24 protein-coding genes are annotated in these 25,349 nt (G+C 72.6%); 11 read left to right on the forward strand and 13 right to left on the reverse strand.

Annotation, left to right across the window (positions count from 1 at the left end; all coding sequences use genetic code 11):
* Positions 1 to 7 precede the first annotated feature (7 nt).
* From gcvH to ACWDYF_RS34285, 9 genes are all read left to right on the forward strand, one after another.
* The gene (gcvH, locus tag ACWDYF_RS34245; RefSeq protein ID WP_018568599.1) at positions 8 to 385 is read left to right on the forward strand and encodes a glycine cleavage system protein GcvH; all 378 of its coding nucleotides are present in this window, start codon (positions 8 to 10) and stop codon (positions 383 to 385) included.
* A 17-nt stretch (positions 386 to 402) separates the two neighbouring features.
* Positions 403 to 1,665: a serine hydroxymethyltransferase gene (gene glyA, locus ACWDYF_RS34250; RefSeq protein ID WP_381742757.1), complete on the forward strand. Its 1,263-nt coding sequence runs from the start codon at positions 403 to 405 to the stop codon at positions 1,663 to 1,665.
* A gap of 98 nt (positions 1,666 to 1,763) precedes the next feature.
* On the forward strand, positions 1,764 to 3,131 hold the full coding sequence (locus tag ACWDYF_RS34255) for an L-serine ammonia-lyase (protein ID WP_381742755.1): 1,368 nt from the start codon (positions 1,764 to 1,766) through the stop codon (positions 3,129 to 3,131).
* Positions 3,132 to 4,195: 1,064 nt separating this feature from the next.
* Complete coding sequence (locus tag ACWDYF_RS34260; RefSeq protein ID WP_389473760.1) at positions 4,196 to 4,747, forward strand: Uma2 family endonuclease; 552 nt, start codon at positions 4,196 to 4,198, stop codon at positions 4,745 to 4,747.
* Between the two features lie 771 nt (positions 4,748 to 5,518).
* Positions 5,519 to 5,776 (forward strand): hypothetical protein, encoded by a 258-nt coding sequence (locus ACWDYF_RS34265; RefSeq protein WP_389473758.1) that lies wholly within the window; start codon positions 5,519 to 5,521, stop codon positions 5,774 to 5,776.
* Complete coding sequence (locus ACWDYF_RS34270) at positions 5,773 to 5,985, forward strand: hypothetical protein (protein WP_389473756.1); 213 nt, start codon at positions 5,773 to 5,775, stop codon at positions 5,983 to 5,985. The genes ACWDYF_RS34265 and ACWDYF_RS34270 overlap by 4 nt, the downstream gene beginning before the upstream one ends.
* Complete coding sequence (locus ACWDYF_RS34275; protein ID WP_389473755.1) at positions 5,982 to 6,572, forward strand: hypothetical protein; 591 nt, start codon at positions 5,982 to 5,984, stop codon at positions 6,570 to 6,572. Before ACWDYF_RS34270 ends, ACWDYF_RS34275 begins: the two co-directional genes overlap by 4 nt.
* Complete coding sequence (locus ACWDYF_RS34280) at positions 6,569 to 6,778, forward strand: hypothetical protein (RefSeq protein ID WP_389473753.1); 210 nt, start codon at positions 6,569 to 6,571, stop codon at positions 6,776 to 6,778. The genes ACWDYF_RS34275 and ACWDYF_RS34280 overlap by 4 nt, the downstream gene beginning before the upstream one ends.
* A gap of 608 nt (positions 6,779 to 7,386) precedes the next feature.
* Positions 7,387 to 7,941, forward strand: a complete 555-nt coding sequence (locus ACWDYF_RS34285; protein WP_381742750.1) for a GH25 family lysozyme — start codon at positions 7,387 to 7,389, stop codon at positions 7,939 to 7,941.
* A 30-nt stretch (positions 7,942 to 7,971) separates the two neighbouring features.
* On the opposite strand, the gene ACWDYF_RS34290 is transcribed toward ACWDYF_RS34285, so the two are convergent.
* Together ACWDYF_RS34290 and ACWDYF_RS34295 are read right to left on the reverse strand one after the other, a co-directional pair.
* Positions 7,972 to 8,631: an NADPH-dependent F420 reductase gene (locus tag ACWDYF_RS34290; RefSeq protein WP_389473750.1), complete on the reverse strand. Its 660-nt coding sequence runs from the start codon at positions 8,629 to 8,631 to the stop codon at positions 7,972 to 7,974.
* A 120-nt stretch (positions 8,632 to 8,751) separates the two neighbouring features.
* The gene (locus ACWDYF_RS34295; RefSeq protein ID WP_389473748.1) at positions 8,752 to 9,507 is read right to left on the reverse strand and encodes a FadR/GntR family transcriptional regulator; all 756 of its coding nucleotides are present in this window, start codon (positions 9,505 to 9,507) and stop codon (positions 8,752 to 8,754) included.
* Positions 9,508 to 9,758: 251 nt separating this feature from the next.
* Here ACWDYF_RS34295 and leuA point away from each other — a divergent pair, with 251 nt between their 5' ends.
* Complete coding sequence (gene leuA, locus ACWDYF_RS34300) at positions 9,759 to 11,549, forward strand: 2-isopropylmalate synthase (protein WP_389473746.1); 1,791 nt, start codon at positions 9,759 to 9,761, stop codon at positions 11,547 to 11,549.
* 69 nt (positions 11,550 to 11,618) lie between these two features.
* On the opposite strand, the gene ACWDYF_RS34305 is transcribed toward leuA, so the two are convergent.
* From ACWDYF_RS34305 to ACWDYF_RS34335, 7 genes are all read right to left on the reverse strand, one after another.
* Positions 11,619 to 11,831, reverse strand: coding sequence for an EF-hand domain-containing protein (locus ACWDYF_RS34305; RefSeq protein ID WP_018568589.1), 213 nt, complete (start codon positions 11,829 to 11,831; stop codon positions 11,619 to 11,621).
* Positions 11,832 to 11,992: 161 nt separating this feature from the next.
* Positions 11,993 to 13,234 (reverse strand): YncE family protein, encoded by a 1,242-nt coding sequence (locus ACWDYF_RS34310; protein ID WP_389470179.1) that lies wholly within the window; start codon positions 13,232 to 13,234, stop codon positions 11,993 to 11,995.
* Entirely contained in the window at positions 13,234 to 14,049 is an 816-nt protein-coding gene (locus tag ACWDYF_RS34315; RefSeq protein ID WP_381742743.1) for a polysaccharide deacetylase family protein, read from the reverse strand. Before ACWDYF_RS34315 ends, ACWDYF_RS34310 begins: the two co-directional genes overlap by 1 nt.
* 417 nt (positions 14,050 to 14,466) lie before the next feature.
* Positions 14,467 to 14,970, reverse strand: a complete 504-nt coding sequence (locus tag ACWDYF_RS34320) for an ATP-binding protein (RefSeq protein WP_018568586.1) — start codon at positions 14,968 to 14,970, stop codon at positions 14,467 to 14,469.
* Positions 14,971 to 15,248: 278 nt separating this feature from the next.
* Positions 15,249 to 16,016: an enoyl-CoA hydratase/isomerase family protein gene (locus tag ACWDYF_RS34325; RefSeq protein WP_381742741.1), complete on the reverse strand. Its 768-nt coding sequence runs from the start codon at positions 16,014 to 16,016 to the stop codon at positions 15,249 to 15,251.
* A 113-nt stretch (positions 16,017 to 16,129) separates the two neighbouring features.
* Complete coding sequence (locus tag ACWDYF_RS34330) at positions 16,130 to 17,386, reverse strand: L,D-transpeptidase (RefSeq protein ID WP_389470252.1); 1,257 nt, start codon at positions 17,384 to 17,386, stop codon at positions 16,130 to 16,132.
* Positions 17,387 to 17,608: 222 nt separating this feature from the next.
* Positions 17,609 to 18,832: a L,D-transpeptidase gene (locus ACWDYF_RS34335; RefSeq protein WP_389470183.1), complete on the reverse strand. Its 1,224-nt coding sequence runs from the start codon at positions 18,830 to 18,832 to the stop codon at positions 17,609 to 17,611.
* Positions 18,833 to 19,045: 213 nt separating this feature from the next.
* Here ACWDYF_RS34335 and glgX point away from each other — a divergent pair, with 213 nt between their 5' ends.
* Complete coding sequence (gene glgX, locus ACWDYF_RS34340) at positions 19,046 to 21,382, forward strand: glycogen debranching protein GlgX (protein WP_389470186.1); 2,337 nt, start codon at positions 19,046 to 19,048, stop codon at positions 21,380 to 21,382.
* Positions 21,383 to 21,415: 33 nt separating this feature from the next.
* Here glgX and ACWDYF_RS34345 read toward each other — a convergent pair whose 3' ends face one another.
* The 4 genes from ACWDYF_RS34345 to ACWDYF_RS34360 are packed head-to-tail and all read right to left on the reverse strand — an operon-like array spanning position 21,416 to position 24,990.
* Complete coding sequence (locus tag ACWDYF_RS34345; protein WP_018568581.1) at positions 21,416 to 22,057, reverse strand: response regulator; 642 nt, start codon at positions 22,055 to 22,057, stop codon at positions 21,416 to 21,418.
* Positions 22,047 to 23,297, reverse strand: coding sequence for a sensor histidine kinase (locus ACWDYF_RS34350; RefSeq protein WP_381742735.1), 1,251 nt, complete (start codon positions 23,295 to 23,297; stop codon positions 22,047 to 22,049). Before ACWDYF_RS34350 ends, ACWDYF_RS34345 begins: the two co-directional genes overlap by 11 nt.
* 44 nt (positions 23,298 to 23,341) lie before the next feature.
* On the reverse strand, positions 23,342 to 24,091 hold the full coding sequence (locus tag ACWDYF_RS34355; RefSeq protein WP_389470190.1) for an ABC transporter permease: 750 nt from the start codon (positions 24,089 to 24,091) through the stop codon (positions 23,342 to 23,344).
* A complete protein-coding gene (locus ACWDYF_RS34360; protein ID WP_389470192.1) occupies positions 24,088 to 24,990 on the reverse strand; it encodes an ABC transporter ATP-binding protein in 903 nt (300 codons plus the stop codon). Before ACWDYF_RS34360 ends, ACWDYF_RS34355 begins: the two co-directional genes overlap by 4 nt.
* Positions 24,991 to 25,349: the final 359 nt, after the last annotated feature.

Here is a 25,349-nt window from a genome sequence, read left to right on the forward strand (position 1 = left end):
TTCAGGCATGAACAACCCCCAGCAGCTGCGCTACAGCAAGGAGCACGAGTGGCTGTCGCCCGCCGAGGACGGCGTCGCGACGGTCGGCATCACGGAGTTCGCGGCCAACGCGCTCGGCGATGTCGTCTACGCCGACCTCCCGGCGGTGGGCACCACCGTGACCGCGGGCGAGACCTGCGGCGAACTGGAGTCGACCAAGTCGGTCTCCGACCTGTACTCCCCGGTCAGCGGTGAGATCACCGAGGCCAACCAGGACGTGGTGGACGACCCGTCGCTGGTGAACTCCGCCCCCTTCGAGGGCGGCTGGCTGTTCAAGGTCCGCCTCTCGGAGGAGCCGGCCGACCTGCTCTCCGCCGACGAGTACACCGCGCAGAACGCCGGCTGAGGGGCGGAGGGACACCGATGAGCGTTCTCGACACCCCCCTGCACGAGCTGGACCCGGACGTGGCCGCCGCGGTCGACGCGGAGCTGCGCCGCCAGCAGTCCACGCTGGAGATGATCGCCTCGGAGAACTTCGCTCCGGTCGCGGTCATGGAGGCGCAGGGCTCGGTCCTCACCAACAAGTACGCCGAGGGCTACCCGGGCCGCCGCTACTACGGCGGCTGCGAGCACGTCGACGTGGTCGAGCAGATCGCGATCGACCGGGTCAAGGCGCTGTTCGGCGCCGAGCACGCCAACGTGCAGCCGCACTCGGGCGCCCAGGCCAACGCGGCGGCGATGTTCGCGCTGCTCAAGCCGGGCGACACGATCATGGGTCTGAACCTCGCGCACGGCGGGCACCTGACCCACGGCATGAAGATCAACTTCTCCGGCAAGCTCTACGACGTCGTCGCCTACCACGTGGGCGAGGACGGCCAGGTCGACATGGCCGAGGTGGAGAAGCTGGCCAAGGAGTCCAAGCCGAAGCTGATCGTGGCCGGCTGGTCGGCGTACCCGCGGCAGCTGGACTTCGCCGCGTTCCGCCGGATCGCGGACGAGGTCGGCGCGTATCTGATGGTCGACATGGCGCACTTCGCCGGTCTGGTCGCGGCGGGCCTGCACCCCAACCCGGTGCCGCACGCCCATGTGGTGACCACCACCACCCACAAGACGCTGGGCGGCCCGCGCGGCGGTGTGATCCTCTCCACGGCCGAACTCGCCAAGAAGATCAACTCCGCGGTCTTCCCCGGTCAGCAGGGTGGCCCGCTGGAGCATGTGATCGCCGCGAAGGCCGTGGCCTTCAAGGTCGCCGCGGGCGAGGACTTCAAGGAGCGCCAGCGGCGTACCCTGGAGGGCGCCCGGATCCTGGCCGAGCGCCTGGTCCAGGAGGACGCCAGGGCGGTGGGCGTGGACGTGCTGTCCGGCGGCACCGACGTGCACCTGGTCCTGGTGGACCTGCGCCACTCGGAGCTGGACGGCCAGCAGGCCGAGGACCGCCTCCACGAGGTCGGGATCACCGTCAACCGCAACGCGGTCCCGAACGACCCGCGGCCGCCGATGGTCACCTCCGGCCTCCGGATCGGCACCCCGGCCCTGGCGACCCGCGGCTTCACGGCCGAGGACTTCACCGAGGTCGCGGACGTGATCGCCGAGGCGCTGAAGCCGTCCTACGACGCCGAGGCGCTCAAGGCCCGGGTGAAGGCCCTGGCCGACAAGCACCCGCTGTACCCGGGTCTGGACAAGTAAGACACCCCGAGGGGCACCGCGCACCGGCCGGCGACCCCGGCCCGGCACCGCGCGGTGCCCCGCCCCTCGCACCACCCCCCGCATTGAGGAGTCCCCCCGTGGCCATCTCGGTCTTCGACCTGTTCTCGATCGGCATCGGCCCGTCCAGCTCCCACACGGTCGGCCCGATGCGCGCGGCCCGCATGTTCGCCCGCCGACTGCGGAGCGAGGGGGTCCTGGAGCCGGTCGCCTCGCTGCGCGCGGAGCTGTACGGCTCCCTCGGCGCCACCGGCCACGGCCACGGCACCCCCAAGGCGGTGCTGCTCGGCCTGGAGGGCGACTCGCCGCGCACGGTGGACGTGGAGACCGCCGACGACCGGGTCGCGCGGATCAAGGAGTCCGGCCGGCTGAACGTGCTCGGCGAGCACGAGATCGCGTTCTCCTTCGACGACGACATGGTCCTGCACCGCCGCAAGGCCCTCCCCTACCACGCCAACGGCATGACCCTGTGGGCGTACGACGCCTCGGGCGCCGAGCTGCTCACCAAGACGTACTACTCGGTGGGCGGCGGCTTCGTCGTGGACGAGGACGCGGTGGGCGCCGACCGCATCAAGCTGGACGACACGGTCCTGAAGTACCCCTTCCGCACGGGCGACGAGCTGCTGCGCCTGACCCGCGAGACCGGTCTGTCGATCTCCGCGCTGATGCTGGAGAACGAGCGGGCCTGGCGCACCGAGGACGAGATCCGCACCGGCCTGCTGGAGATATGGCGGGTGATGCAGGCGTGCGTGACGCGCGGCATGAGCCGCGAGGGCATCCTGCCCGGCGGCCTGAAGGTGCGCCGCCGCGCGGCCGTCACCGCCCGCCAGCTCCGGGCCGAGGGCGACCCGGCCGCCCGCGCCATGGAGTGGATCACCCTGTACGCGATGGCGGTGAACGAGGAGAACGCGGCCGGCGGCCGGGTGGTCACCGCCCCCACCAACGGCGCGGCCGGCATCATCCCCGCCGTCCTGCACTACTACCTGAACTTCATCCCGGGCGCCGACGAGGAGGGCGTGGTCCGCTTCCTGCTGGCCGCCGGGGCGATCGGCATGCTCTTCAAGGAGAACGCCTCCATCTCCGGCGCCGAGGTCGGCTGCCAGGGCGAGGTCGGCTCGGCCTGCTCGATGGCGGCGGGCGCGCTCGCCGAGGTGATGGGCGGCACGCCCGAGCAGGTGGAGAACGCCGCCGAGATCGGCATGGAGCACAACCTCGGCCTCACCTGCGACCCGGTCGGCGGCCTGGTCCAGATCCCGTGCATCGAACGCAACGGCATGGCCGCCGTCAAGGCCGTCACCGCCGCCCGCATGGCCCTGCGCGGCGACGGCTCCCACAAGGTCTCCCTCGACAAGGTCATCAAGACCATGAAGGACACCGGCGCGGACATGTCGGTGAAGTACAAGGAGACGGCGCGGGGCGGGCTGGCGGTGAACATCATCGAGTGCTGAGCAAGTAGGCCCTGAACAGCGCGTTCGTGTCTTTCGGCGCTGTCGGGGCCTTCCCTGCTTACGCGGCGGAAAGTCCCTGGAACATCCCCTGGAAGGGGCTTTTGACCTGCAGGTTCACGGCACGTGATCAACGCCGGATGTGCCGATCACCCACCAGCTGATGTATCAAATCGATCCCTTCCCCCCGCTCAAGGGATGCCATTCGATACATGAACTCTGCGGAAAACCCGCGCTTGAAGCAGCGGCTGGCCGGCCTCTCCCCCCACATTCACGACGGCGCAGGCGCGACAGGCCCTGTTCTCCCCTCCCTCTCTGGCGCACTTGGTCACGGAGGGGGAGATAGACGAACTGTGCCATGGGGTGTACCGGCGGGCAGACGCCCCGGAAACGGCGCACACGGATCTGCTGGCCGTGTGCGCACGGGCCCCTCGCGCCGTCTTGTGCGGTGAATCCGCCCTGGCCCTGCATGAGCTGATCGATGACATCCCGGCAGCAGTACACATCGCCGTGCCGCGCGGTACACGCCGCCCGACGATTTCCTACCCGCCGATGGTGGTGGCGCAGTACGCCGCGAAGACCTTCGCTCTCGGTATCGAACGGTTCGAAGCAGCCCCGGGAGAGACCGTCCGCAGTCTCGTCGCAGGACAAACGGGATCACGTCGTCCGGCGTGGGCCGGCATCGCGAGGGTGAACCGGCGGGCCCAAGCGGGGCAGCAGCGGACCTGGTGCCCATCCAGCCTGCCCGGCCTTGGTGACGACTGATGCCGCCAGAGGCCGTTGTGCCTGGTCAAACCACATGCGTTACTGGGCGCCGGTGCTTCGTACTGCAACGCCCAAAGGCCTCCGGCCACCCTATGGCCACCCGGCAGATGGCCGCCGCCCCTGAAAGTCACCCAACGCCAGCTGTTGGGTCTGAACGTCTACGGGCCGAGCTCACACCCCGCGTCACGGCGGCCGCTCGTGCGGACCGGTTACCCCTACTAGTGCACGCACGTCACGGAAGTCCACCCGTGGGAAGGCTCTGTCCGCCGTATCATGACGGCACACGGGAAGGAGCACCGTCCATGAGTGTCGACGCGATCACGCACACCGAGTTCCCCGCGGGATACGTGGTGTTCTTCGGCGCCGACGGAAAGATCATCATGACCCCGCAGAGCGAAGAGCACTCCAGCACGATCAGGTCGATGCAGATCGACTCTCTCGCCCTCGGCCGTCATGCGAAGGTCACCTCGGACGTCTACATCGACTTCCCCGCCGACGAGAACTCCGCCCCCGACCTGGCCATCCTGCGCGAGGACGCGCGCAAGGAGGGCAAGCGCTACAGCTTCGAGGACGTCCTGTTGATCTCGGAGGTCGTGTCCACGTCCTCGGCACGCAAGGATTACGACGACTGCACCGCGAAGTACGGCCGGTACGGCATCCCCGTCTACCTCGTCGTGGATCCCTACGCCCGGGAAGTCGTCCTGCACACCGAGCCCACCTCCAGCGGCTACAGCACCGCCCACACTCGCGCATACGGCACAGGCAAGCTCTCCATCCCCCTGGCCGACGGCCGCACCTTCACCCTCGACCTCGACGAACTGCCCCTGCCGAACCCGGAGCCCGACACTCACTGAGTCTGAGAAAACACGCCCCGAAGCAGGAAGAGGCCCGGCAGCCGGTCGGCCGCGCGCAGGATCATCGAAACCGGACTGAATAGCTCCACTCATTGGGGCGCCCGGGGTCTGGTGATCATTCCCGGTGCTTCCCTGTCCTTCCGGCCTCATTCTGGCCCCAGGAAGGCCCGGCGGCAGGCTGGGCCGGGCCCCGTCGGGCAGGACCCCAGTTCTGAACCCATCCCCCGGCCGAGCAGATCGAGGCCGCGTCTCGCGAGTACGAGGGCGCCATCGGCCAGGCCCGCCGCACCGACCGCGGCGAGCGCGCCGCGAAGAAGGTCCTCGACAAGCTGCCCGCCAGCACCTACGGCACATGGCGCGTCTTCCGCACCCCGTCCTCGCGGTAGGCCCCGGACCTCGCCGAGATCACCCGCATCTTCAAAGCCCACGGCCTTCGGCCCCGTCTCGATGAGGCCCGCACCCCGAGCCGCAAGGTCGAGCTTGCCAAAAAGACGCATTCTACGCGCTTCGCATCAGGGCGGTAATCGGTCTCGGGGGCGGCGTCCCTCGAACGGAGAAGAGCACCTGTTCCGCCCCTGCCAGGGCGACTACCACTGAAAGCAGAACGCCTCGGCCGGTGATTACGTCAACGGCCTTGAGGTCTGTACCCAACTCCTGCATTGGAGGAGCACGGCCATGGCGAAAACAGCAACAAGCGTTACTCCCGTCGGCGTCACCAAGCACCTACCTTCTGTGCCTCCACAGTCCGGAGCCCTCATTGTCGACGCAGAAATGCAGCCTCGTGTCGAGCAGAACTCCCCCCGCATCATGGCTGCCATCAACGACCCCACCACCGGGTTCGAGGTGCTCACCGCTGCGCATGGCATCCAGGTCGTGGAGTTGGAAGGTCCATTCGACGGCCTGTACGGGCACTACCTGCAGCACAAGGACGGCACCCGTCTCCTCGCTGTCCCCGCCGGACAGGACCCTTCCACCCGCCTGTGGGCCGCCCGCGCCCTCCTCGCCCACCAGGGCGTGATGGCGGTATGACCTTCTCCGACTTCGACGAGGTCACCGCCGCTACTCCCACCGCGTTCCTCGGCCGGCTCGCCGCCGTCCTCCCCGAGGCGGTCGACGAGGCGATGCGGAAGGCCCTACAGGACGTGTACACCCCGGAGAAGGCCAAGGAACTCGCGGACGGCATCTTCCTCCGCCTCCGCCAGCTATACACCGGCAACGCCACGGAGGTGACGCTGTGACCGCCACGATCCCCCTCGACCTCGCCCTCACGGTCCGACGCGGGACCACCTCCCCCGGCAAGGCCGCCGACATCCGCGACCTCAGCCCCGCCGACGGCACCGCCGCCCTCGTCTACGACAGGCACCGTGCCGACCCCGGCACCGCCGTCTGGTTCGCCCGCATCTTGCTGCGCCAGCACGGGTACGCCGTCCGCGAGGTGATCCTCGACGGCATGGGCCCGGGCATCACCGCCCTGTTCCGGGAAGCGTCCCGGCTCCGCCTGGACGTCCACCTGGGCAGCGGCAAAGGCACTCCCAGGGTCGTCACCTACGACAACAGCCCGGCCGCATACCAAGTCCCGGCTGGCTGGGACCTGGCGGACGCCACGGACCGGCTGCCCGCCGCGCATGCGGCGGCCCGCCCTCACGTTGTCCGCGTACTGCGCGCCATCGACGTGGAGAAGGAGAACAACGGCGGGCGTATGGACAAGGCCCTCGACGTGGCAGCCGGGATGATCCTGGAGACCGGGAACCCCGACCAGGTGTGGGACACGCTCACCCGGGTCCTCTGCGAGACCGGGTCCGAGCGGGCGGAGGTGCCGGCATGACGACCGCCGTCAACGCCCGTATCATCGGGCAACTCCAGGAAGGGCACGCCGCGATGAACGCGGCTGGGCTCGGCAGCCCCGCACTGGACGACTTCAACAACCTGCTCATCAAAATGATCGCCGAGGCTCCCGACCCAAAGTTCCGTCTCCGCGAGATCGTCGAGCTCCTCGCCCGAGAACGCGGCATGACTGCCGAGTCTGCCTGAGCAGCACCCCGTAGCTGGCCCCGGGCTCAGCGACTCCACCGCTGGCCCAGGGCCTGGGAGTGTCAAGTTCAGGACAGCCCCGTACTTCGCGGCAGGCCGCTGGATCGTCAACCACGTCGATCGTCTGATCGCGGGTCTGGGACGGCCGCCCGTCCAGTGACTTGGACGGTACGGCGAACGTCGTGAGTTACGCGCGGCGAACAGGTGATCCGGTCACGGTTCTCTGGAGGGCGGGCGTGACACGCGACTGACTACGGCCCCAGCCAACGTGGGCATGTCTCTGCAGCAACCACGTCTCCGGCCCAAGATTGCTAGGGGTTTCTGCCTGATCGCAGCGCCGCCCAAGTGGAGGTGACGAGCTTTAGAAACGCGTCGCCCTTCGCCAGGGAGATCTCCGCTACCGAGTGGGCCAGCCGGAGCGCAGTGACGGCGTCCTCCGTCCCAAGTGCTGAGCGCCGGGGCGGCGCGTGCGCCGTGTTCGGGGGTGTGTGCGCCGTGTGCTCTGGTTTGGGCTGATGTTCGAACGCCGTGGAGGGATCGACCGTACCGAAGTGGGGCAGAACTCAACCGACGGCCCCTCCCCCCACGGTTCGTTCAGGGAGTTCCGCATGCTGCAAGGCATCGACGTGAGCGCGTACCAGTCCTCCACCTACGGCACGGACGGCCTCTCCTTCGTCTTCATCAAGGCGACGGAGGGCCGTACGTACGTCAATTCCAGGCTCACCGCCCAGACCAAGCACGGGCGCGACGCCCATCTGGTCGTCGGCTTCTACCACTTCCTGTGGCCCGGCAACATCGCGGCCCAGGCCGAGTACTTCGTCTCGCACGCCCCGGAGCAGCGGGGCGACATCCTGGCCGTCGACTGGGAGACCACCGGTGAGGGCACCCACGCCTCCAACGCGGAGAAGGACTCCTTCATCCGCAAGGTGAAGCAACTGCGCCCGCACAACCGGGTGCTGCTCTACACCAACCGCCACTTCTGGCTGAGCATCGACACCACCTCCTACGCGGGGGACGGGCTGTGGGTCGCCGACTACGTCTCCGCCGGCCACCCCCGCATCAAGGCCAAGTGGCGCTTCCACCAGTACACGGACGATCCCCACGACAAGAACGTGGCGAACTTCTCCAGTGCGTCGGCGCTGCGGGAGTGGGCCAAGGCGTGAGACCGGGAGCCCGGTCCGTGCGGCCGGGTGTCAGGCGCGGAAGTCCGCCGGGCGCTCGGGCGAGGCCGCGGCCAGCGCCTCGGTGACGGCGTCGACGCCCTCGCGCAGGCCGTAGACCGGGGTGCCGGGCTGCTGGCGCCAGGAGTCGTCGAGGGTGCCGGAGTCGACCGTGTCGAAGCCCAGTTCCCCGATCAGCGCCCGTACCTTCGCCTTGGCCGCCGGGTCGTCGCCGGCCACCGGCAGCGCGAGCCGGCCGGGGTCTCCGGCCGGGCGGTGCCGGTCCAGCAGGTCCTGGGCGTAGGTGCCGTTGAACGCCTTCACCACGGGGTGGCCGAGGTGGCGCTCGGTCCAGCGGCTCTCGGTCAGCCCCTCGTCCTCGATCCCGGCGATCCGGCCGTCGCGCTGCGGGTAGTAGTTGTTGGTGTCGATCACGACCGCGCCGTCCGCCGCCTCCTTCAGGAGTCCGGCCGGCAGGTCCGGGACCGCCTTCAGCGGGACGGTGACCACGACGACCTCGGCGCCGCGCGCCGCCTCCTCGGCCCGCACGGGCCGGGCGCCGGTCTCCTCGGCCAGCGCGGTGAGGGTCTGCGGGCCGCGCGAGTTCGCCACGGCGACGTCGTGTCCGAGGGCGGTGAGCCGCCGGGTGAGGTTGCCGCCGATGTTGCCCGCTCCGATGATGCCGATCTTCATCTCAGTTCGCCTCGCTCTTCCGGGGAGACCCCGGAGGCCGGTGTGGATGTCGGTGCCGTGCAAGCGGTCTCCAACCGGGGGACGGCGCGGACTATTCCGGGGACGGCGTGCCGGGCGGGCTCATGCCTCCGGGGTGGGCTCCGACTTCCCGGCTGTCCCTGCTCCCCCGGCCGCCCCCGCTCCGCCGGTCCGCTCGCGCAGCAGGCCGAGGGTGGCCTCCAGGTCGGCGCGGAGCACGGCCGCCGCCGTGTCCGCGTCGCCCGCCGCGACGGCGACGACGAGGTCGTGGTGGGTGTCGGCGCCGGTGTTGGGGTCGTGCACGCGCAGCCCGGTCAGTTCCAGCAGGGTGACGAGGCCGGAGCGCAGTACGGGGACGAACTCCTCGAACAGCGCGGTCAGGACCGGGTTGTGGGCGGCGGCGACCACCCCGCGGTGCAGCGCGATGTCGGCGTCCACGAAGGCCGCGTCGCCCTTCGCCGCCGCCGTGCGCCGGCCCGCCAGGGCGGCTTCCAGCGCGGCCAGGTCCTCGGGCGTGCGGCGCCGGGCCGCCAGGCGGGCCGCCTGCACCTCGACGCCCATGCGGACCTCGTAGACATCGGTGACCGCAGAGCGGCGCAGCCGGGCCGGCCAGTCCTCGGCGGGTTCGGTCGCGATCACGAAGACGCCCGCGCCGTGCCGGGGCCGCACCAGTCCGGCACCGGCCAGCGCGCGCAGCGCCTCGCGGACGGTGGAGCGGCCGACGCCCAGGTCCCTGGCCAGGGTGGTCTCACCGGGCAGCTTGGTGCCGACGGGCCACTGTCCGGCGGCGATCTGCGCACGCAGCCGCTCCGTGGCCTGTTCGACCAGCGGGCTGGGGCGGAGGGCGCCTGGGACCATCGGGTTCTCCCACGGGTGAGGGGGTGAGGGGCCGGCGCCGGGGTGCGCCGGTCCGGGGACTCCGGCGAATTATCACTTGTCTGAGGAGCTGAGGAGTCGCTAGCGTACCGCCATGACGTTCCGCGCTCCGCTTCTTCTCGTCCTTCTCGTTCTTCTCGGCTGCCGCGGCGGGGTCTGACACGACCGGCGCCCCGCCGCGGGGCGCCGTGCCGCCGGTCACCGTCCGACCCGCCGAAGGGCACCAGCAGACGATGACCACCACCCCGAGCACCACCACCGCGCATCCCACCGCCCCGTACGAGAGACCACCGTGGAACCCGCAGCGTCCCGGGCCCATGCCGTACCACCGCTACCGCCCCTTCCAGGAGCGGGTGCGCGTGCCCGTCCCGGCCGGGGGCCGCACCTGGCCGTCCGCCCGGATCGAGCGCGCGCCGCTGTGGGTCCCGGTCGACCTGCGCGACGGCAACCAGGCGCTGGCCGAGCCGATGGACACCCCGCGCAAGCGCCGCTTCTTCGATCTGCTGGTGCGGCTGGGGTTCAAGGAGATCGAGGTCGGCTACCCGTCGGCGAGCCGCACCGACTTCGACTTCGTCCGGCACCTGGTGACCAGCGGCGCCGTGCCCGACGACGTCACACCCGTCGTCTTCACCCCGGCCCGCCGGGATCTGATCGACCGCACCTTCGAGGCGGTGGCGGGGCTGCCGCGGGCCGTCGTCCACCTGTACATGGCGACCTCGCCCGTCTGGCGCGAGGTGGTGCTCGGGCGGGACCGGGACGGGGTGCGCGCGAGCGTACGGGAGGCGGCGGCGCACATGGCGCGGTGCGCGGACGCCCTGCCCGGCGGCGGCGCGCACCTCCGCTTCCAGTTCTCCCCGGAGACCTTCAACCTCACCGAACCGGACTACGTCCTGGAACTGTGCGACGGGCTCACCGAGCTGTGGGACGCGAGCCCGGACCGGCCGGTCACGCACAACCTCCCCGCCACGGTGGAGATCGCCACCCCGAACGTCTACGCGGACCAGATCGAGTACGTGCACCGCAATCTGTCCCGCCGGGACGCGGTGATCCTCTCGGTGCACCCGCACAACGACCGCGGCACCGGCGTCGCCTGCGCCGAACTCGCCGTGCTGGCGGGCGCGCAGCGGGTCGAGGGCTGTCTGTTCGGCAACGGCGAGCGCACCGGGAACGTGGACCTGGTGACCCTGGCGCTCAATCTGTACGCGCAGGGCGTCGACCCGATGGTCGACTTCAGCGACATCGACGCGGTGCGGGCGACGGTGGAGCACTGCAACCGGCTGCCGGTGCATCCGCGCCACCCTTACGCGGGCGACCTCGTCCACACCGCGTTCTCCGGCACCCACCAGGACGCGATCAGCAAGGGCCTGGACGCGCACGCCCGGCGTGCCGCCGAGACGGGCACCGCGCCGGAGCTGGCGCCGTGGTCGGTGCCGTACCTGCCGATCGACCCGGCCGACGTGGGCCGGTCCTACGAGGCGGTGATCCGGGTCAACTCCCAGTCGGGCAAGGGCGGGGTGGCGTATCTGCTGCGCGCGCACGCGGGTCTGGACCTGCCGCGGCGGATGCGGCCGGAGGTGTCGCGGACGGTCCAGGAGGCCACGGACGGCAGCGGGCGCGAGGCGACGCCGACGGAGCTGTACGAGCTGTTCCGCACGACGTATCTGGCGGTGGACGGGCCGATGCGGCTGGACGCCTGGTCGGTGCACCGGGAGCCGTCCGGCGCGCACCGCTTCGTGTGCTCGCTGGCGTACGGCGACCGCACCGGCGACCACGAGGGCACCGGGGACGGGCCGGTGAGCGCCTTCGTGGACGCGCTCGCCGGGGCCGGACTCGCCGTGGCCGTGCTCGACTTCGCCGAGCACCGGTCGGCGGCGCCCGGCGAGGAGGGCGGCGCCGAGGTGACGACCGCGTACGCCGAGTGCCGGGTGAACGGTGCGACGGCGTGGGGCGCCGGGCGGGACGCCTCGTCGCTGGCGGCCGCCGTGCACGCGGTGCTGGCCGCCGTGAACCGGGCCGCGCGGTGACGGGCGCGGGGTGAGGTGACGTGGAAGGGGCGCCCGGCGGTGGTCCGCCGGGCGCCCCTTCCGTACGGGTCACTTGTTCAGGAAGGCCCAGAACTCGTCGAAGGACAGGACCTTGTCGCCGTCGAGGTCCCGCGTCTTGATGATCGCCTCCGCCACCGACTCGGTGACGTTCCAGTCGCCTCCCTGCGCGAGGGCGGTCTTGAACTCGGCGGCGGTGACGAACCCGTCGCCGTCCGCGTCCAAACGGTTGAACTGCTCGCGTGCCTCGTCGATGTCCGCCACCGATCCGCCCCTCTGTGTCGCTTCGCGTCTGCTGTACGGCCGGATACGGCCGGATTCGGCCGAATGCCGTACCGGCCGCTGCCGTACTGACGCAGGTCAGATTAACGGTCCGGCCGGATCCGCGACGCCGCGGCCACCCGCGGGGGACACCGGGGGCGGGGTCAGCGGAAGACGCCCGTGTGGCCGAGCGAGTAGCGGCCGGGCTGCGGATAGACGGCGAGGCCGTGCGGTCCGCTGCCGACCTTGATGCGGGCCAGCTGCCTGCCGGTGCGGGTGTCGATGGCGTACACCTCGGAGTTGTAGCGGCCCGACAGCCAGAGCACCTTGCCGTCGGCGGAGACGCCGCCCATGTCGGGGCTGCCGCCGTGCGGCAGGCGCCACTTGGCGGTGAGCCTGTCCTTGGCGAAGTCGAAGACGGAGACGGTGCCCTCGCCGCGGTTGGAGATGTACATCACCCGGGAGTCGCGGCTGACGTAGAGGCCGTGGGCGCCCTTGCCGGTGTGCAGGAACGCGGGCTTGGCGAAGGTGTCGCCGTCCAGGATCCACAGTCCGTCGGCGACCATGTCGGCGATGTAGAACTTCCTGCCGTCGGGCGAGATCTTCACGTCCTGCGGCATGGCGCCGTGGACGTCCAGCTTCTGGTGCGCGACGACCTTCATGGCCGCGGTGTCGACCTTGAGGAGTTCGCCGCTGAACTCGCAGGAGACGATGAAGTAGCGGCCGTTCGGCGAGAAGTCGGCGTGGTTGACGCCGCCGCAGGCCACCGGGACGGACTTCACCACCTTCATGGTGTGCGCGTCGCGGAAGACGAGCCGGCGGTCCTTGGAGGCCATCACCACGGCGTACTTGCCGTCCGGGGTGAAGTACAGGTTGTACGGGTCGTGCACGTCGACCGGCTTGCCCGCCTTGCCCGTGCGCGGGTCGATGGGGGTCAGGGAGTTGCCGAGGTCGTTGTTGACCCACAGCGTCTTCAGGTCCCAGGACGGCACGACGTGCTGCGGCTGGCGGCCGACCGGGATGGTCTCGGTGACCTTGTACGTCTTCGGGTCGATGACGGTGACCGTGTTCGAGTTGGTGTTGGGCACGTAGACGCGCGAGGGGAAGCCCGCGACGGCCGGGGAGAGCCGGTTCGCGCGGTCGGCGGCGTAGACGTCCCTGGGGTCGAGGACCGGCGGCATGCCGGGCAGGGCGTCGGCCGCCACCTGCTCGGGCCGCTGGGCGGGCGCCCGGCTGGCCAGGGCCTCGTCGGTGCGGTGGTCCTGGCCGCCGCTGCCGCAGGCGGCCAGTGCCGCGAGGGCGGCGCACGACGCCCCGGCGGCGAGCAGCCGGGTGACGCGCGGGAGGCGGGAGGCACGGGGGGAACGGGCGAGGCCGTGGAGGGAAGGGGCGGGGCGAGGGGGCATCAGCTCAGCAGCTCCGTGGTGGTGACCGCGTGGAGGCCGCGGCGGTCGAGTTCGTCGAGGAGGGCGGGCAGGGCGGTGGCCGTGCCGGGGTAACCGAAGTGCAGGCTCACCACGGACCCGGGGCGGACGCCCGCCAGCACGGTGCGGGTGACGGCTGCGGCGCCGGGCGAGGTGTAGTCGAGCGAGTCGACGTCGTAGGAGAGCACGTGCGGGTAGCCGGCGGCGCGTGCCAGCCGGGCCACCAGCGGGGAGGCGGTGACGGCGCGCGAGGGCCGGAACCAGGTGCCGATCGAGCCGGTGAGCCGCTTGAGGCGGTCGGCGCAGCCGGTGATCTCGGCGCGCGCCTCGGCCTCGGGCATGTCGTTGACGGACAGGTGGCGCTGGGTGTGGTTGCCGAGGTCGTGGCCGCCGTCGAGGATCCGGCGGGCCATCTCCGGGTGCGCGTCCAGCCAGGTGCCGACGGCGAGCACGGTCACCCGGGCGCCGTGCCGTTCGGCGGTGGTGAGCAGCGTGCGGGCGAGGGCCGGGTCGCCCTGGCCGTGGAAGGTGAGGGCCACCCGGGGCCGGTCGCGCGGTCCGTGGCCGATCTGCGCGGGCTGCCCGGGAAAGGCGCGCGGGGCGGGGGCGGGCGCGGGTGACGCGGCGGGGTGTGTCGCGCCGCGCTCGGCGGGGCCGGACGCGTGGCGCGGGGCGGCGGACGCGGCGGGGTGCGGGGCGGTACCGGGCGCGCATCCGGCGGCGAACGCGCCCCCGGCGACAAGCCCGGCACCGGCCCGCAGCACGCCACGACGGTCGGTGGTGGTCACCCGCACCATTTAAGGGGCGCAAAGTAAGAAAACGGGCGATTCACACGGATGCCCGCCGGGCGCGGGGGTGGTGAACGGACGTCAGGCCGGTCGGGGCGGCCCGGCGGTACGTGCGGGGCGGGCCCTGCGGGTGCGTGGCGGGTACGTGCGGGTCGGGTATGTGGCGGACGAGCCCGGCAGAAGCGGATCCGGCCGAGACCCCGGCGGGTACGTGCCGGGCGAGCCCTACGGGTGGGTCGTGGGGCGTACTCCCCCCCCCGGCGACCGCCAGCAGCCGACCTGCGGCCCGACGCCGAACCCACCCCGCCGGGCGCGCATCTGCCGCGACCGGCGGATGCGCGTCGGACGGATCCGAGGGGCGGGTGCCGGGCGTGCCCGGTCGGAGAGGTGGCGCGTCGCGCCCGGTCGGTGGGGGGTGTGCGGCGGTCAGCGGTCCGCGGCGCGTATCTCGAACCAGGTGGTCTTGCCGCGGGGCAGCAGGTCGACGCCCCAGCGGTCGGACAGTTTGTCGACCAGGGTCAGGCCGCGGCCGCTGACGTCGAGGTCCTGGACGGGCATGAGGCAGGGCAGGCCGCGGGAGGGGTCGCGCACCTCGACGCGGATCCTGCCGGTGCGGCGGCGGACCCGCAGACCGAACACGCGGGCCCCGGTGTGCCGTACGGCGTTGCCCACGAGTTCGGAGACGAGCAGCACCGCGTCCTCGGCCAGCCTCGGGGACATGCCCCAGCGCAGGACGACGATCTGGACGAGCCTGCGGGCGACGGCCGCCGACTCGGGGCGGGACGGCAGCCGGACGTCCTCCTCGCTCGGGTCGCCGTACAACTCCAGTGCGGCCAGGGCGCGTTCGTCCGCCACCGCGGGAGACCAGCGCGCCACGGCCGCCGTGTGTTCCGGTCCCCGCGGCTGTTCGATGCCCTCCAGCCCCGCCATGCCCCCATCATGGCCGCCCCCGGCGCCCACCGTGGCCGTTCCCCGGGAATGCGCCCCTCGCACGCCCCCGCCGGTCCGCCTTCGCGCGGCATATGCCAGGCGCTCCGGGGCCGGGGCGGACCTGCCTGCCTGCCTTCCGGCCTGCGGGGGACGCTCCGGGCGGCGGCCCCGGTGCGGGGGCGGCGGCGCCACGCACCCGGAACCGTCGCGGGGCGGACCTGGACGCCCCTTCGAGCGATCCGCGAGCGGCCGTCAGGCCCAGGCCCAGGCCCCCGGGGTCAGAGGAACTTCGCCTTCCCCGGCCCCTCCGCCACGAAGCTGCGCATGCCGCGCTCACGGTCCTCCGTGGCGAAGAGGCCCGCGAACCAGGTGCGTTCGACGGCGAGGCCGGTGTCCAGGTCGGTCTCCAGGCCGGTGTCCACGGCCTCCTTGGCGGCGCGCAGCGCGATCGCCGGGCCCTGGGCGAGCCGCGCCGCCCAGGCGTGCGCCGCCTCGTAGACCTCGGCGGCCGGGACCACCCGGTCCACCAGACCGAGCGCGAGGGCCTCGTCGGCCCTGACCTGGCGGCCGGTGAAGATGAGGTCCTTGGCCCGGGAGGGCCCGATCAGCCGGGCCAGCCGCTGGGTGCCGCCCGCGCCCGGGATCAGCCCGAGCAGGATCTCCGGCTGGCCGAGCTTGGCGTTGTCGGCGGCGATGCGGTAGTCGGCGCACAGCGCCAGTTCGCAGCCGCCGCCCAGCGCGTAGCCGGTGACCGCGGCGACCACCGGCTTGGGGATGCGGGCCACGGCGGTGAAGGAGTCCTGGAGGGCACGGGCCCGCGACACCATCGCCGCGTGGTCCATCACCTGCATCTCCTTGATGTCCGCGCCGGCCGCGAACACCTTCTCGCCGCCGTAGATCACCACCGCGCGGACGTCCGCGCGGGCGGTGGCCTCCTCGGCGAGTTCCTTCAGCCGGTCCTGCGTGGCGACGTCGAGCGCGTTCATGGGCGGGCGGGCCAGGCGCAGCGTGCCGACGCCCTCGGCGACTTCCAGAGTTACGGTCATGCCCCGCAGGTTAGCGGTCGTTCACGCACGGGTCAGCCCCGGTGTGCGCGGCGGCACACCGGGGCCGGGGGACGGGTCCGCGCTCCCGGGTCAGGGGCGCGGGCGGCGGTCCGCTACGACTTCCACTTCTCCCACGACATGTTCCAGCCGTTGAAGCCGTTGTCCGGGGCGACGGTCTTCTCGTGGGCGTTCTTGACCTCGACCACGTCGCCGATCATCGAGTGGTTGAAGAACCAGGCGGCGGGCGTGGAGCTGTCCCCGCCGCCGCGCACGTCGCGCAGGCCGATGCAGCCGTGGCTGGCGTTGTAGTTGCCGAAGGCGTCGCCGCCCCAGTAGTTGCCGTGCGCGAAGGTGCCGGAGGTGGTCAGGCGGATGGCGTGCGGGACGTCCTTGATGTCGTACTCGCCGCCGTAGCCGACGGTCTCGCCGTTCATCCGGGTCACCGAGAGCTTCTCGCTGATGACCATGCGGCCGTTCCAGGTGTCGTAGCCGGGCTTGCCGGTGGTGACCGGGAGGGTCTTCACGGTCCTGCCGTCCTGGGTGACCTTCATCGTGTGCTTCTTGGCGTCCACGACGGAGACCTGGTTGCGGCCGATGGTGAAGGAGATGGTCTTGGACTGCTTGCCGTAGACGCCGGGGCGGCCCTCCACGCCGTCCAGGCTGAGCTTGACGGTGACCTTGGTGCCGGACTTCCAGTACTGCTCGGGGCGGAAGTCGAGCCGGTCGTTGCCGAACCAGTGGCCCTCGACGTCGACGGCCGGCTCGGTCTTGACCTCGATGGCCTTCTCTACGGCCTCCGGGTGTGTGATGCCCCGGGTGAAGTTGACGGAGAACGGCATCCCGACCCCGACGGTGGAGCCGTCCTCGGGGGTGAAGCTGCCGATGAAGGTGTTCTTCGGCGTCAGGGTGGTGAAGCTGCTGTCCTGGGCCGCCTGCCGGCCCTCGGCGTCCTTGGCGACGGCGTGGACCGTGTACTTGGTCGAGGCGGCCAGATGGGTCGACGGCGTCCAGGCGGTGCCGCCGGATATCTTCCCGGCTATCTCGGTGCCCTTGGCGTCCTTGACGACGACCTGGGTGAGCGTCCCCTTGCTCACGCCGACCTTCAGCGCGCCGCTGGTGTCGACGGACGTCGAACCGTCCTTGGGCGCGACGCTGAGGACGGCCTGCGACTGCTTGCTCTCGGCGGCGGCACCGGCGTCCTTGCCCGTGCCCTGGCCGTTCACGTCGGAGTCGCCGCCGCCGCAGGCCGTGACCGCGAGGAGCAGCGCGCCGGAGACCAGCGCCAGCGCCCCCGTGCTCCCCCGTCGTCCCCCTCGGCCCGGTCGCCGGCCCGTCCCCGCCGACGCCCCCGTAATAGGCCGCACGTTCACCTTCGTCTCCTCCCCCGGGCCGGTCAGGCCCGAGCCCCAGCGCCTACCGCGCACATCGGCGCATAGTAACCACAAGGTCATGAGCAGATCGTCAGCCGAATGTCACCGTTCCGTTCCAGGTTCAACAGCCTCCGGACACGGCGGCGGGGAAGGGGTCCGCCGGACCCGGTGCGGTGTGCCGCGCGTGCCGTCGACCGGTCGTCAGCAGGCGCCGCCCGCAGGTCACTTGACCGCGCTGCCCGCCGTCCAGTGCGCCCAGTCCATGTTCCAGCCGCCCAGGCCGTTGCTCGCGGCGACCGTCCTGTCGTCGCTGTGGGCGACCTCCACCACGTCCCCGACGAGGCTGCGGTCGAAGAACCAGCCCGCCGGGGTGTCGGAGGCGCCGCCCCTGACGTCCTTCAGGCCCACGCAGCCGTGGGAGACGTTCGCGCGGCCGAACGGGTCCGGCACCGACCAGTAGTTGCCGTGCAGGAACGTACCGGAGTCGGTGAGCCGCATGGCGTGCGGGACGTCGGCGATGTCGTACTCGCCGCCGAAGCCCACCGTCCGGCCGTTCATCCGGGTGACGTCCAGCATCTCCATCACCACCATCCTGCCGTTGTAGGTGGGGTGGTCCGGCGCCCCGGCGGTGACGGGCACGGTGGCCAGCAGGGCGCCGTCGCGGCGCACCTGCATGGTGTGCGCCGCCGCGTCGACCAGGGAGGTCTGGCTGCGGCCGACCGTGAAGGAGAAGGACTTGTGCTGGATCCCGTAGACCCCGCGGGCCGCCCGGACGTCGCGCAGCCGCAGGGCGACGGTCACCCGGGTGCCGGGCTTCCAGTAGTGCTCGGGGCGGAAGTCCAGGCGGCTGCCGCCGAACCAGTGCGGGCGGATCTCCACGGGCGGCCGCGCGGTGACCCGGACGGCGCGCTGGACGGCGGCCCGGTCGGTGATCTCCCGGCTGAAGGCCAGCGAGACGATCATGCCGGTGCCGACGACGGCGCGGTTCTCGGGGGTGACGTGGGCGACGAGGCGTTCCTCGGGGACGTAGGTGGTGAAGGCGGTGTGCCGGGCGGAGCGGCGGCCGTCGCCGTCGACGGCCACCGCGTCGACCGTGTACCCGGCGGCGAGGGCGAGCGTGTCGTCGTCGGGCCGCCAGGTCCGGCGGTCGCCGGAGAGGTGTCCGGGCACCGGGGTGTCCTGCCCGTCCCGGGACCGCACGACCCGGACGGACTCCAGGCGCCCCCCGGCGGCCAGCACCCGCAGCCGGGTGCCGGGCCGGACGCCCCGGGTGCCGTCGTCCGGCGAGACGCGGACCGTGTCCGTGCGCTCGGGGGGCTGGCCCGGGACGCCCCGGGGAGCGTCCGAGGTGCACCCGGCGGCCCCGGCCGCGAGCAGTGCCGCCCATGTCAGTACGGCGGCCAGCGCGGCCCCCGCGCGCCGTGCGCGCCCTTGTACGTGCCTCACGTGTACGTGCCTCACGCGCTGCCCAACGACCGGCCCGCTCCGGGGAAACGTGAGTGCGAGCCGCGCGCTGGGCAGAACAGTGGGGAGAGGGCCGCCGCCCGGCAGCCGCGCCGGACGGAGCCACGGAAGGAACGGAGCCGCACGGGCCGCACGAGGCGCAGAAGCCGTAGGGGCCGCACGAGCCGCATCAGCCGAGAACGAGGGGCCGACCTGGTGTCCAGCGCAGCCGGGCAGGAGGCGGTGGCGGACGGGCACGCCACCGGGAACGGGCACACCGCCGGGAGCGCACCCGCCGACCGCGACGGGCGCGGTGCCGAGGTGCGCGGTGGTGGCGGACGGGCCGGTGAAGGGGCGGGTCCGGCCGTCGCCGTGAGCGGCGGGCGGCGGGCCGGTCCGCCGCCCGCCGGACCCGTGTGGCCGGGCGGCCCGGCCCCGCTGGGCGCCCGCTTCCGGATCGGCCCGGACGGCGTCGCCGGGACCAACTTCGCGCTGTGGGCGGGCGGCGCCGAGGCCGTGGACGTCTGCCTCTTCGACGAGGACGGCCGAGAGACCCGCGCCCGCCTGCCCGAGCTGACGCACGAGATCTGGCACGGCTTCGTCCCCGGTGTGCGGCCCGGCCGCCGCTACGGCTTCCGGGTGCACGGCCGCTGGGACCCGTGGACCGGCGCCCGCTGGAACCCGGCGAAGCTGCTGCTCGACCCGTACGCGCGCGCGGTGGACGGCGAGTTCCGGCTGCCGCCGGAGGTCTACGGGCACGTCCGGGACTGGCCGGACCAGCAGGTCGCCGACACCGTGCGCGACGACCGCGACTCGGCGCCCTTCGTCCCCAAGGGCGTGGTGGTCGCGGACGACGGCGACCGGCCGGGCGACCACCGCCCCGGCACACCGTGGGCGGACACGGTCGTCTACGAGCTGCATGTGCGCGGCTTCACCAGGCTGCACCCGGACATCCCGCCGGAACTGCGCGGCACCTACGCCGGTCTCGCCCACCCGGCGGCGATCGCGCACCTGGTGAAGCTGGGCGTGACGGCGGTGGAGCTGCTGCCGGTGCACCAGTTCGCCCACGAGGACCATCTGCTCGCGAGGGGCCTGCGCAACCACTGGGGCTACAACTCGATCGGCTACTTCGCCCCGCACGGCGGCTACTCCGCCTCGGGCACCGCGGGCCAGCAGGTCGGCGAGTTCAAGCGGATGGTGCGCGCCCTGCACGCGGCCGGTATCGAGGTGATCCTCGACGTGGTCTACAACCACACCGCCGAGTCCGGCCAGTACGGTCCGACGCTGTCCCTGAAGGGCGTCGACAACCAGCGCTCCTACCGCCTCGCCCCGGACGCCCGCCGGTACGCCGACTTCACCGGCTGCGGCAACACCCTGGACACCACGCAGCCGCAGGTGCTGCGCCTGATCACCGACTCGCTGCGGCACTGGGTGACCGAGATGGGCGTGGACGGCTTCCGCTTCGACCTGGCCGCCGCGCTGGCCCGCTCCGCGCACGGCGTCGACATGCGCTCCCCCTTCCTCGCCGCCCTCGCCCAGGACCCGGTGCTGCGCGAGGTCAAGCTGATCGCCGAGCCGTGGGACATCGGCTCCGGCGGCTACCAGGTGGGGGCGTTCCCGCCGCCGTGGGCGGAGTGGAACGACCGCTACCGCGACGCCGTACGGGACTTCTGGCGCCACGCCCTGCCGGACGTACGGGAGATGGGCTACCGGCTGTCCGGCTCCAGCGACCTGTACGCCTGGGGCGGGCGCGGCCCCTGCGCCTCGGTCAACTTCGTCACCGCGCACGACGGTTTCACCCTGCGCGACCTGGTCTCCTACGACCGCAAGCACAACGAGGCCAACGGCGAGGGCAACCGGGACGGCACCGACGACAACCGCTCCTGGAACTGCGGGGCGGAGGGCGAGAGCGACGACGAGGAGATCCGGGCGCTGCGCCGCAGACAGCTGCGCAACCTGCTGGCCACGCTGCTGCTGTCCACGGGCGTGCCGATGCTGGTGGCGGGCGACGAGCTGGGCCGCACCCAGCGCGGCAACAACAACGCGTACTGCCAGGACAACGAGACCGGCTGGCTGGACTGGACGCTCCTGGACGACCCGGGCTGGCGGGCGCTGTCCGAGCTGACCGCCCGGCTGATCGCGCTGCGCCGCGCGCACCCGGTGCTGCGCCGCCGGACGTTCTTCTCCGGGCGCGCGCAGGCGCCGGACGGGCTGCGGGACGTGGCCTGGTTCACCGCGGGCGGCACCGAGATGACGGAGGGCGACTGGTACGCGCCCGCCGCCACGCTGGGCATGTATCTGTCCGGCCGGGACATCCCGGGCGGCGACGAGCGGGGCGAGCCGGTGCGCGACGACAGCTTCCTCGTCGTCCTGCACGCCGGTCCGGGCCCGGTGGAGTTCACGCCGCCGGGGGCGCCGTGGGCCGAGCGCTACGAGGTGGTCGTGGACACCGGCGGCGAGGAGCAGGCCGAGGCTCCCGGCCGGGTCCTGCGGGCGGGCGCGCCGGTCACCGTGCCGGGGCGCACGGTGCTGCTGCTCCGGGTCGCCGCCTGAGAAGGCCGCGGCGGCCGGGGCGGCCGGGGCGGGTCAGCCCAGGATCCCCCGGTCGTAGGCGACCGCGACGGCCGCCGCCCGGTCCTTGACGCCGAGCTTGGCGTACAGGTGGGTGAGGTGGGTCTTGACGGTGGCCTCGCTGATGAACAGCTCGCGCGCGATCTCCCGGTTGGAGGTGCCCCGGGCGACCAGCACCAGCACCTCGCGCTCGCGCGCCGACAGCGGTTCGCTGCCCGCTGCGGGGGCGCGGACCGCGGAGACCAGCCGGGAGGCGACGGCCGGGGAGAGCACCGAACGGCCCTCGGCGGCGGCCCGGACGGCGGCCAGCAGGTCGTCGCGCGGGGCGTCCTTGAGCAGATAGCCCGTGGCGCCCGCCTCGATCGCGGGCAGGGTGTCGGAGTCGGTGTCGTACGTCGTCAGCACGAGCACCTTGGCGCGGGCGCCGCGGCGGGTCAGCTCCCGGATGGCGTCGACGCCGGGCCCGCCCGGCATCCGCAGGTCCATGAGGACGACGTCCGGGTCGAGCGCGGCGGCCTTCGCCACCGCCTCCACCCCGCCCGTCGCCTCGCCGAGCACGGTGAATCCGGGGGCGGCCTCGAACATGCCGCGCAGACCGTCCCGTACGACCGGGTGGTCGTCGACGATCAGCAGCGAGATGGGGGTGTCATCGGTCATCGCCCACCAACGGTACGCGAGCCGAGACGGCCGTGCCGTGGCCCGGCTCCGACTCGATGGTGAGGGAGCCCGCGATGCGTTCGGCGCGGGCCCGCATGCCGTCCAGGCCGAACCCCCCGGCCCGGGTGCGGGCGGGCACGGCGAGCGGGTCGAAGCCGCGGCCGTCGTCGCGTACGTCGAGGGAGATCTCGTCGCCCATGTAGGACAGGGTGACGCCGACCCGGGTGGCGCGGGCGTGCCGGGCCGCGTTGGACAGGGACTCCTGGGCGATGCGCAGCAGCGTCGCCGAGACCTCGTCGTGCACCTGCTCGCTGGTGCCGGTCAGGGTGAAGTCGGCCCGGCAGCCGGTGCGTTCGCCCCACTCGGTGACGGTGTCGCGCAGCGCCTCGGGCAGCCCGGCGTCGGCGAGGGCGACCGGGGCGAGGTTGTGCACCGAGCGGCGGGCCTCGCCCAGGCTGTGCCGGGCCAGCTCCATGGCGCGCTCCACGTGCGCGCGGGCGGCGGCCCGGTCGGTGGTGTTCGTCACCACCCGCAGCTGGGCGATGATGCCGGTCAGGCCCTGGGCGAGGGTGTCGTGGATCTCGGCGGCCAGCCGGCGGCGCTCGTCGGCGACGCCCGCCTCGCGGGCCTGCACGAGGAGCTGGGCGTGCAGCGCGGCGTTCTCGTCGAGTGCCTGCTGGAGGGCGGTGTTGGTGCGTTCCAGCTCGGCGATGGTGGACGCCTGGGCGCGGCCCCGGGCCTCCTCCTGCTCGGCGAACCGGGTGAAGACCGCGACCAGGGCGATGTTCGCGCCGAGCACGACGAGGAAGCCCAGCCACAGGATCGTGCCGTGCGGCGGCATGCCCCCGATCTCGCTGCCGGCCATGGTGACGGCGGTCAGGCACAGGCCGGGCAGCACGAGCCTGGGCGGCAGTTGCCGGGCGGCGGTGTAGTAGCCGGCCACGGCGTAGAAGGCGAAGAACGGGTTGAGCCAGGTCAGGACGAAGCCGAGCGCCCAGCGCACGAAGTACAGGCAGGCGCTGACCCGCCCCGGCTCCGGCCGGGTCCGCGACCAGCGCCGCCAGCCCACCTGGAGGGCCAGCGCGACACCGGTCAGGACCAGGGCCAGCCAGATCTCCGTCCGGCTCATGCCGATCCCGGCCGCCGCGCCCGCCGAGGTCAGCACGGCCACGCCGAGCAGCGCGTACGGCCCCCATCCGTCGAAGGTCGCGCGCGGCTGCTTCCACTCGGCACTCGTCATGCGCCCAGTGTCCGGTACGGCGCCGGACGGGGCGGGGCCGCCGGTCATTCCCAGCGGAACCAGCGGGCGGCACCGGCGGTGAGCAGCACCGTCCAGGCGGCGAGCACGGCCAGGTGCGTCCAGCCCGGCCAGTGTCCGGCGGCGGCCTGGTCCAGGGCCTGGGCCGCCGCGCCGAAGGGGGTGTAGCCGACGGAGCGGGCGAGCACGTGGGGCATGGCCCGCACCGGCACCCACAGTCCCGCGCAGAACATCATCGGGAAGAGCACCGCGCTGCCCACCGCACCGGCGATCTTCGTGGTGCGCGAGAGCGCGGAGATGACCGAGCCGAGCGCGAGGGCGACCGCGACGGCCAGCAGCAGGGCGAGCGCGTAGCCGAAGGGCTGCTCGGGCAGGCGGACGCCGAAGGCGATCCGGCCCACGAGCAGGGCGAGCACCGCCGAGCACAGGGCCACGCCCGCGAAGACCACCATGTGCGCGGTGAGCAGCACCACCGGCCGGACCGGGGTGGCCGACATCCGGCGCAGGATGCCGCGCTCGCGGTAGCCGGTGAGGACCTGCGGCATGGCCTGGAGCCCGCCGAGGATCAGCCCGAGCAGCACCGCGACCGGTACGTAGGTGTCGACGAGCCGCAGCCCGCCGAGCGAGTCGTCGTGCTCCCGGAAGGACGGGACGGAGCCGAGGATGCCCAGCAGCAGGGTGGGGAACAGCAGGATCCAGAAGATCGCGCCGGGTTCCCGGCGGAACAGCCGGGCCTCGGTGCGCAGTACGGCGGGGTCGAAAGCGGCGGAACTCATGCGGCGGCCTCCGTCAGGTCGAGGAACGCGTCGTCGAGCGTGGCGTCGCTGACGCGGAGCTGGTGGGCGGTGACGTGGTGGCGGGCGAGCAGCGTGATGACGGCGTTGACGGTGGCGTCGGTGCCGGACAGCGTGATCCTGCCGTCCTTGAACGCCACCGAGGCCAGTTCGGGCAGCGCGTTCAGGTCACCCTCGTCCACCGGCGCGGACGGGGTGAAGCTGATGACGGTGGCGCCGGCCGAGCGCCGGATCAGCCCCTGCGGGGTGTCCAGGGCGGCGACCCGGCCCTGGTCGATCACGGCGATCCGGTCGCACAGCCGCTGCGCCTCCTCCATGAAGTGCGTGACGAGCAGCACGGTGACGCCGCTCGCCCGGACGTCCTCGATGAGCTGCCAGGTGTCGCGCCGGGCGCGCGGGTCGAGCCCGGTGGTCAGCTCGTCCAGGACGACGACCCGGGGGTTGCCGATGAGGGCCAGCGCGATGAACAGCCGCTTCTTCTGGCCGCCGGACAGCTTGGCGAAGCGGGTGGTGAGCTTCGGGGCCAGCCCCAGCCGCTCGGCGAGCGGGCGCCAGTCGGCGGGGTGCGGATAGAAGGAGGCGTACAGCTCCAGCGCCTCGCGGACGGTCAGCTTGGCCTGGAGCTCGCTCTGCTGGAGCTGGGCGCCCAGCACCCGGGCGACCTGCTCGCGTTCGGCCACCGGGTCGAGTCCGGTGACCCGGACCCGCCCGGAGTCGGGGACACGCAGCCCCTCGACGCACTCGACGGTGGTGGTCTTTCCGGCGCCGTTGGGGCCGAGGACGCCGAAGATCTCACCCTCCTCGACGGCGAAGGAGACGCCGTCGACGACGGCCCGGCCGCCGTAGGACTTGCGCAGTTCGCTGACTTCGATGATGGACATGGCACCAGCGTCGCGGCGGACGGGGCCCGCGCACATCGCCCGACGCGCTCGAAGCGGCATCAGCCGATCGGTTGACGGGGCGCCGCGATGGGTTGATGCGGCGCTACGACCACCCGGCCCGGAGGGCAGGAGCGGTGGCCCCAGGGGCTGGATCCGGGCGGGCGGACCCGGAGGGGCCAGGACGGGGCAGCGGACCCGGAGGGCCAGAGCCTGGCAGGTGAACCCAGTTGGGGCCGGGACCCGGCAGGCGGCGCTGGAGGGGGCGGGTCCCGGCGGGCGGAACCGGCGGGCGGAACCGGCGGGCGGAACCGGGGGCCAGGGCCGGGCAGGCGGAGCCGGACGGGAGAACCAGCGGGACC

Source organism: Streptomyces sp. NPDC003284 (assembly GCF_053589675.1).

Coding starts and splice junctions, on each gene's coding strand:
- ACWDYF_RS34285 (WP_381742750.1), top strand. CDS start 7,387: ATGCTGCAAGGCATCGACGTGAGCGCGTACCAGTCCTCCACCTACGGC.
- glyA (WP_381742757.1), top strand. CDS start 403: ATGAGCGTTCTCGACACCCCCCTGCACGAGCTGGACCCGGACGTGGCC.
- ACWDYF_RS34310 (WP_389470179.1), bottom strand. CDS start 13,234: ATGCCCCCTCGCCCCGCCCCTTCCCTCCACGGCCTCGCCCGTTCCCCC.
- ACWDYF_RS34295 (WP_389473748.1), bottom strand. CDS start 9,507: ATGGTCCCAGGCGCCCTCCGCCCCAGCCCGCTGGTCGAACAGGCCACG.
- ACWDYF_RS34350 (WP_381742735.1), bottom strand. CDS start 23,297: ATGACGAGTGCCGAGTGGAAGCAGCCGCGCGCGACCTTCGACGGATGG.
- ACWDYF_RS34360 (WP_389470192.1), bottom strand. CDS start 24,990: ATGTCCATCATCGAAGTCAGCGAACTGCGCAAGTCCTACGGCGGCCGG.
- ACWDYF_RS34290 (WP_389473750.1), bottom strand. CDS start 8,631: ATGAAGATCGGCATCATCGGAGCGGGCAACATCGGCGGCAACCTCACC.
- ACWDYF_RS34325 (WP_381742741.1), bottom strand. CDS start 16,016: ATGACCGTAACTCTGGAAGTCGCCGAGGGCGTCGGCACGCTGCGCCTG.
- ACWDYF_RS34320 (WP_018568586.1), bottom strand. CDS start 14,970: ATGGCGGGGCTGGAGGGCATCGAACAGCCGCGGGGACCGGAACACACG.
- ACWDYF_RS34260 (WP_389473760.1), top strand. CDS start 4,196: ATGAGTGTCGACGCGATCACGCACACCGAGTTCCCCGCGGGATACGTG.
- ACWDYF_RS34265 (WP_389473758.1), top strand. CDS start 5,519: ATGCAGCCTCGTGTCGAGCAGAACTCCCCCCGCATCATGGCTGCCATC.
- leuA (WP_389473746.1), top strand. CDS start 9,759: ATGACCACCACCCCGAGCACCACCACCGCGCATCCCACCGCCCCGTAC.
- gcvH (WP_018568599.1), top strand. CDS start 8: ATGAACAACCCCCAGCAGCTGCGCTACAGCAAGGAGCACGAGTGGCTG.
- ACWDYF_RS34270 (WP_389473756.1), top strand. CDS start 5,773: ATGACCTTCTCCGACTTCGACGAGGTCACCGCCGCTACTCCCACCGCG.
- ACWDYF_RS34315 (WP_381742743.1), bottom strand. CDS start 14,049: ATGGTGCGGGTGACCACCACCGACCGTCGTGGCGTGCTGCGGGCCGGT.
- ACWDYF_RS34345 (WP_018568581.1), bottom strand. CDS start 22,057: ATGACCGATGACACCCCCATCTCGCTGCTGATCGTCGACGACCACCCG.
- ACWDYF_RS34355 (WP_389470190.1), bottom strand. CDS start 24,091: ATGAGTTCCGCCGCTTTCGACCCCGCCGTACTGCGCACCGAGGCCCGG.
- ACWDYF_RS34280 (WP_389473753.1), top strand. CDS start 6,569: ATGACGACCGCCGTCAACGCCCGTATCATCGGGCAACTCCAGGAAGGG.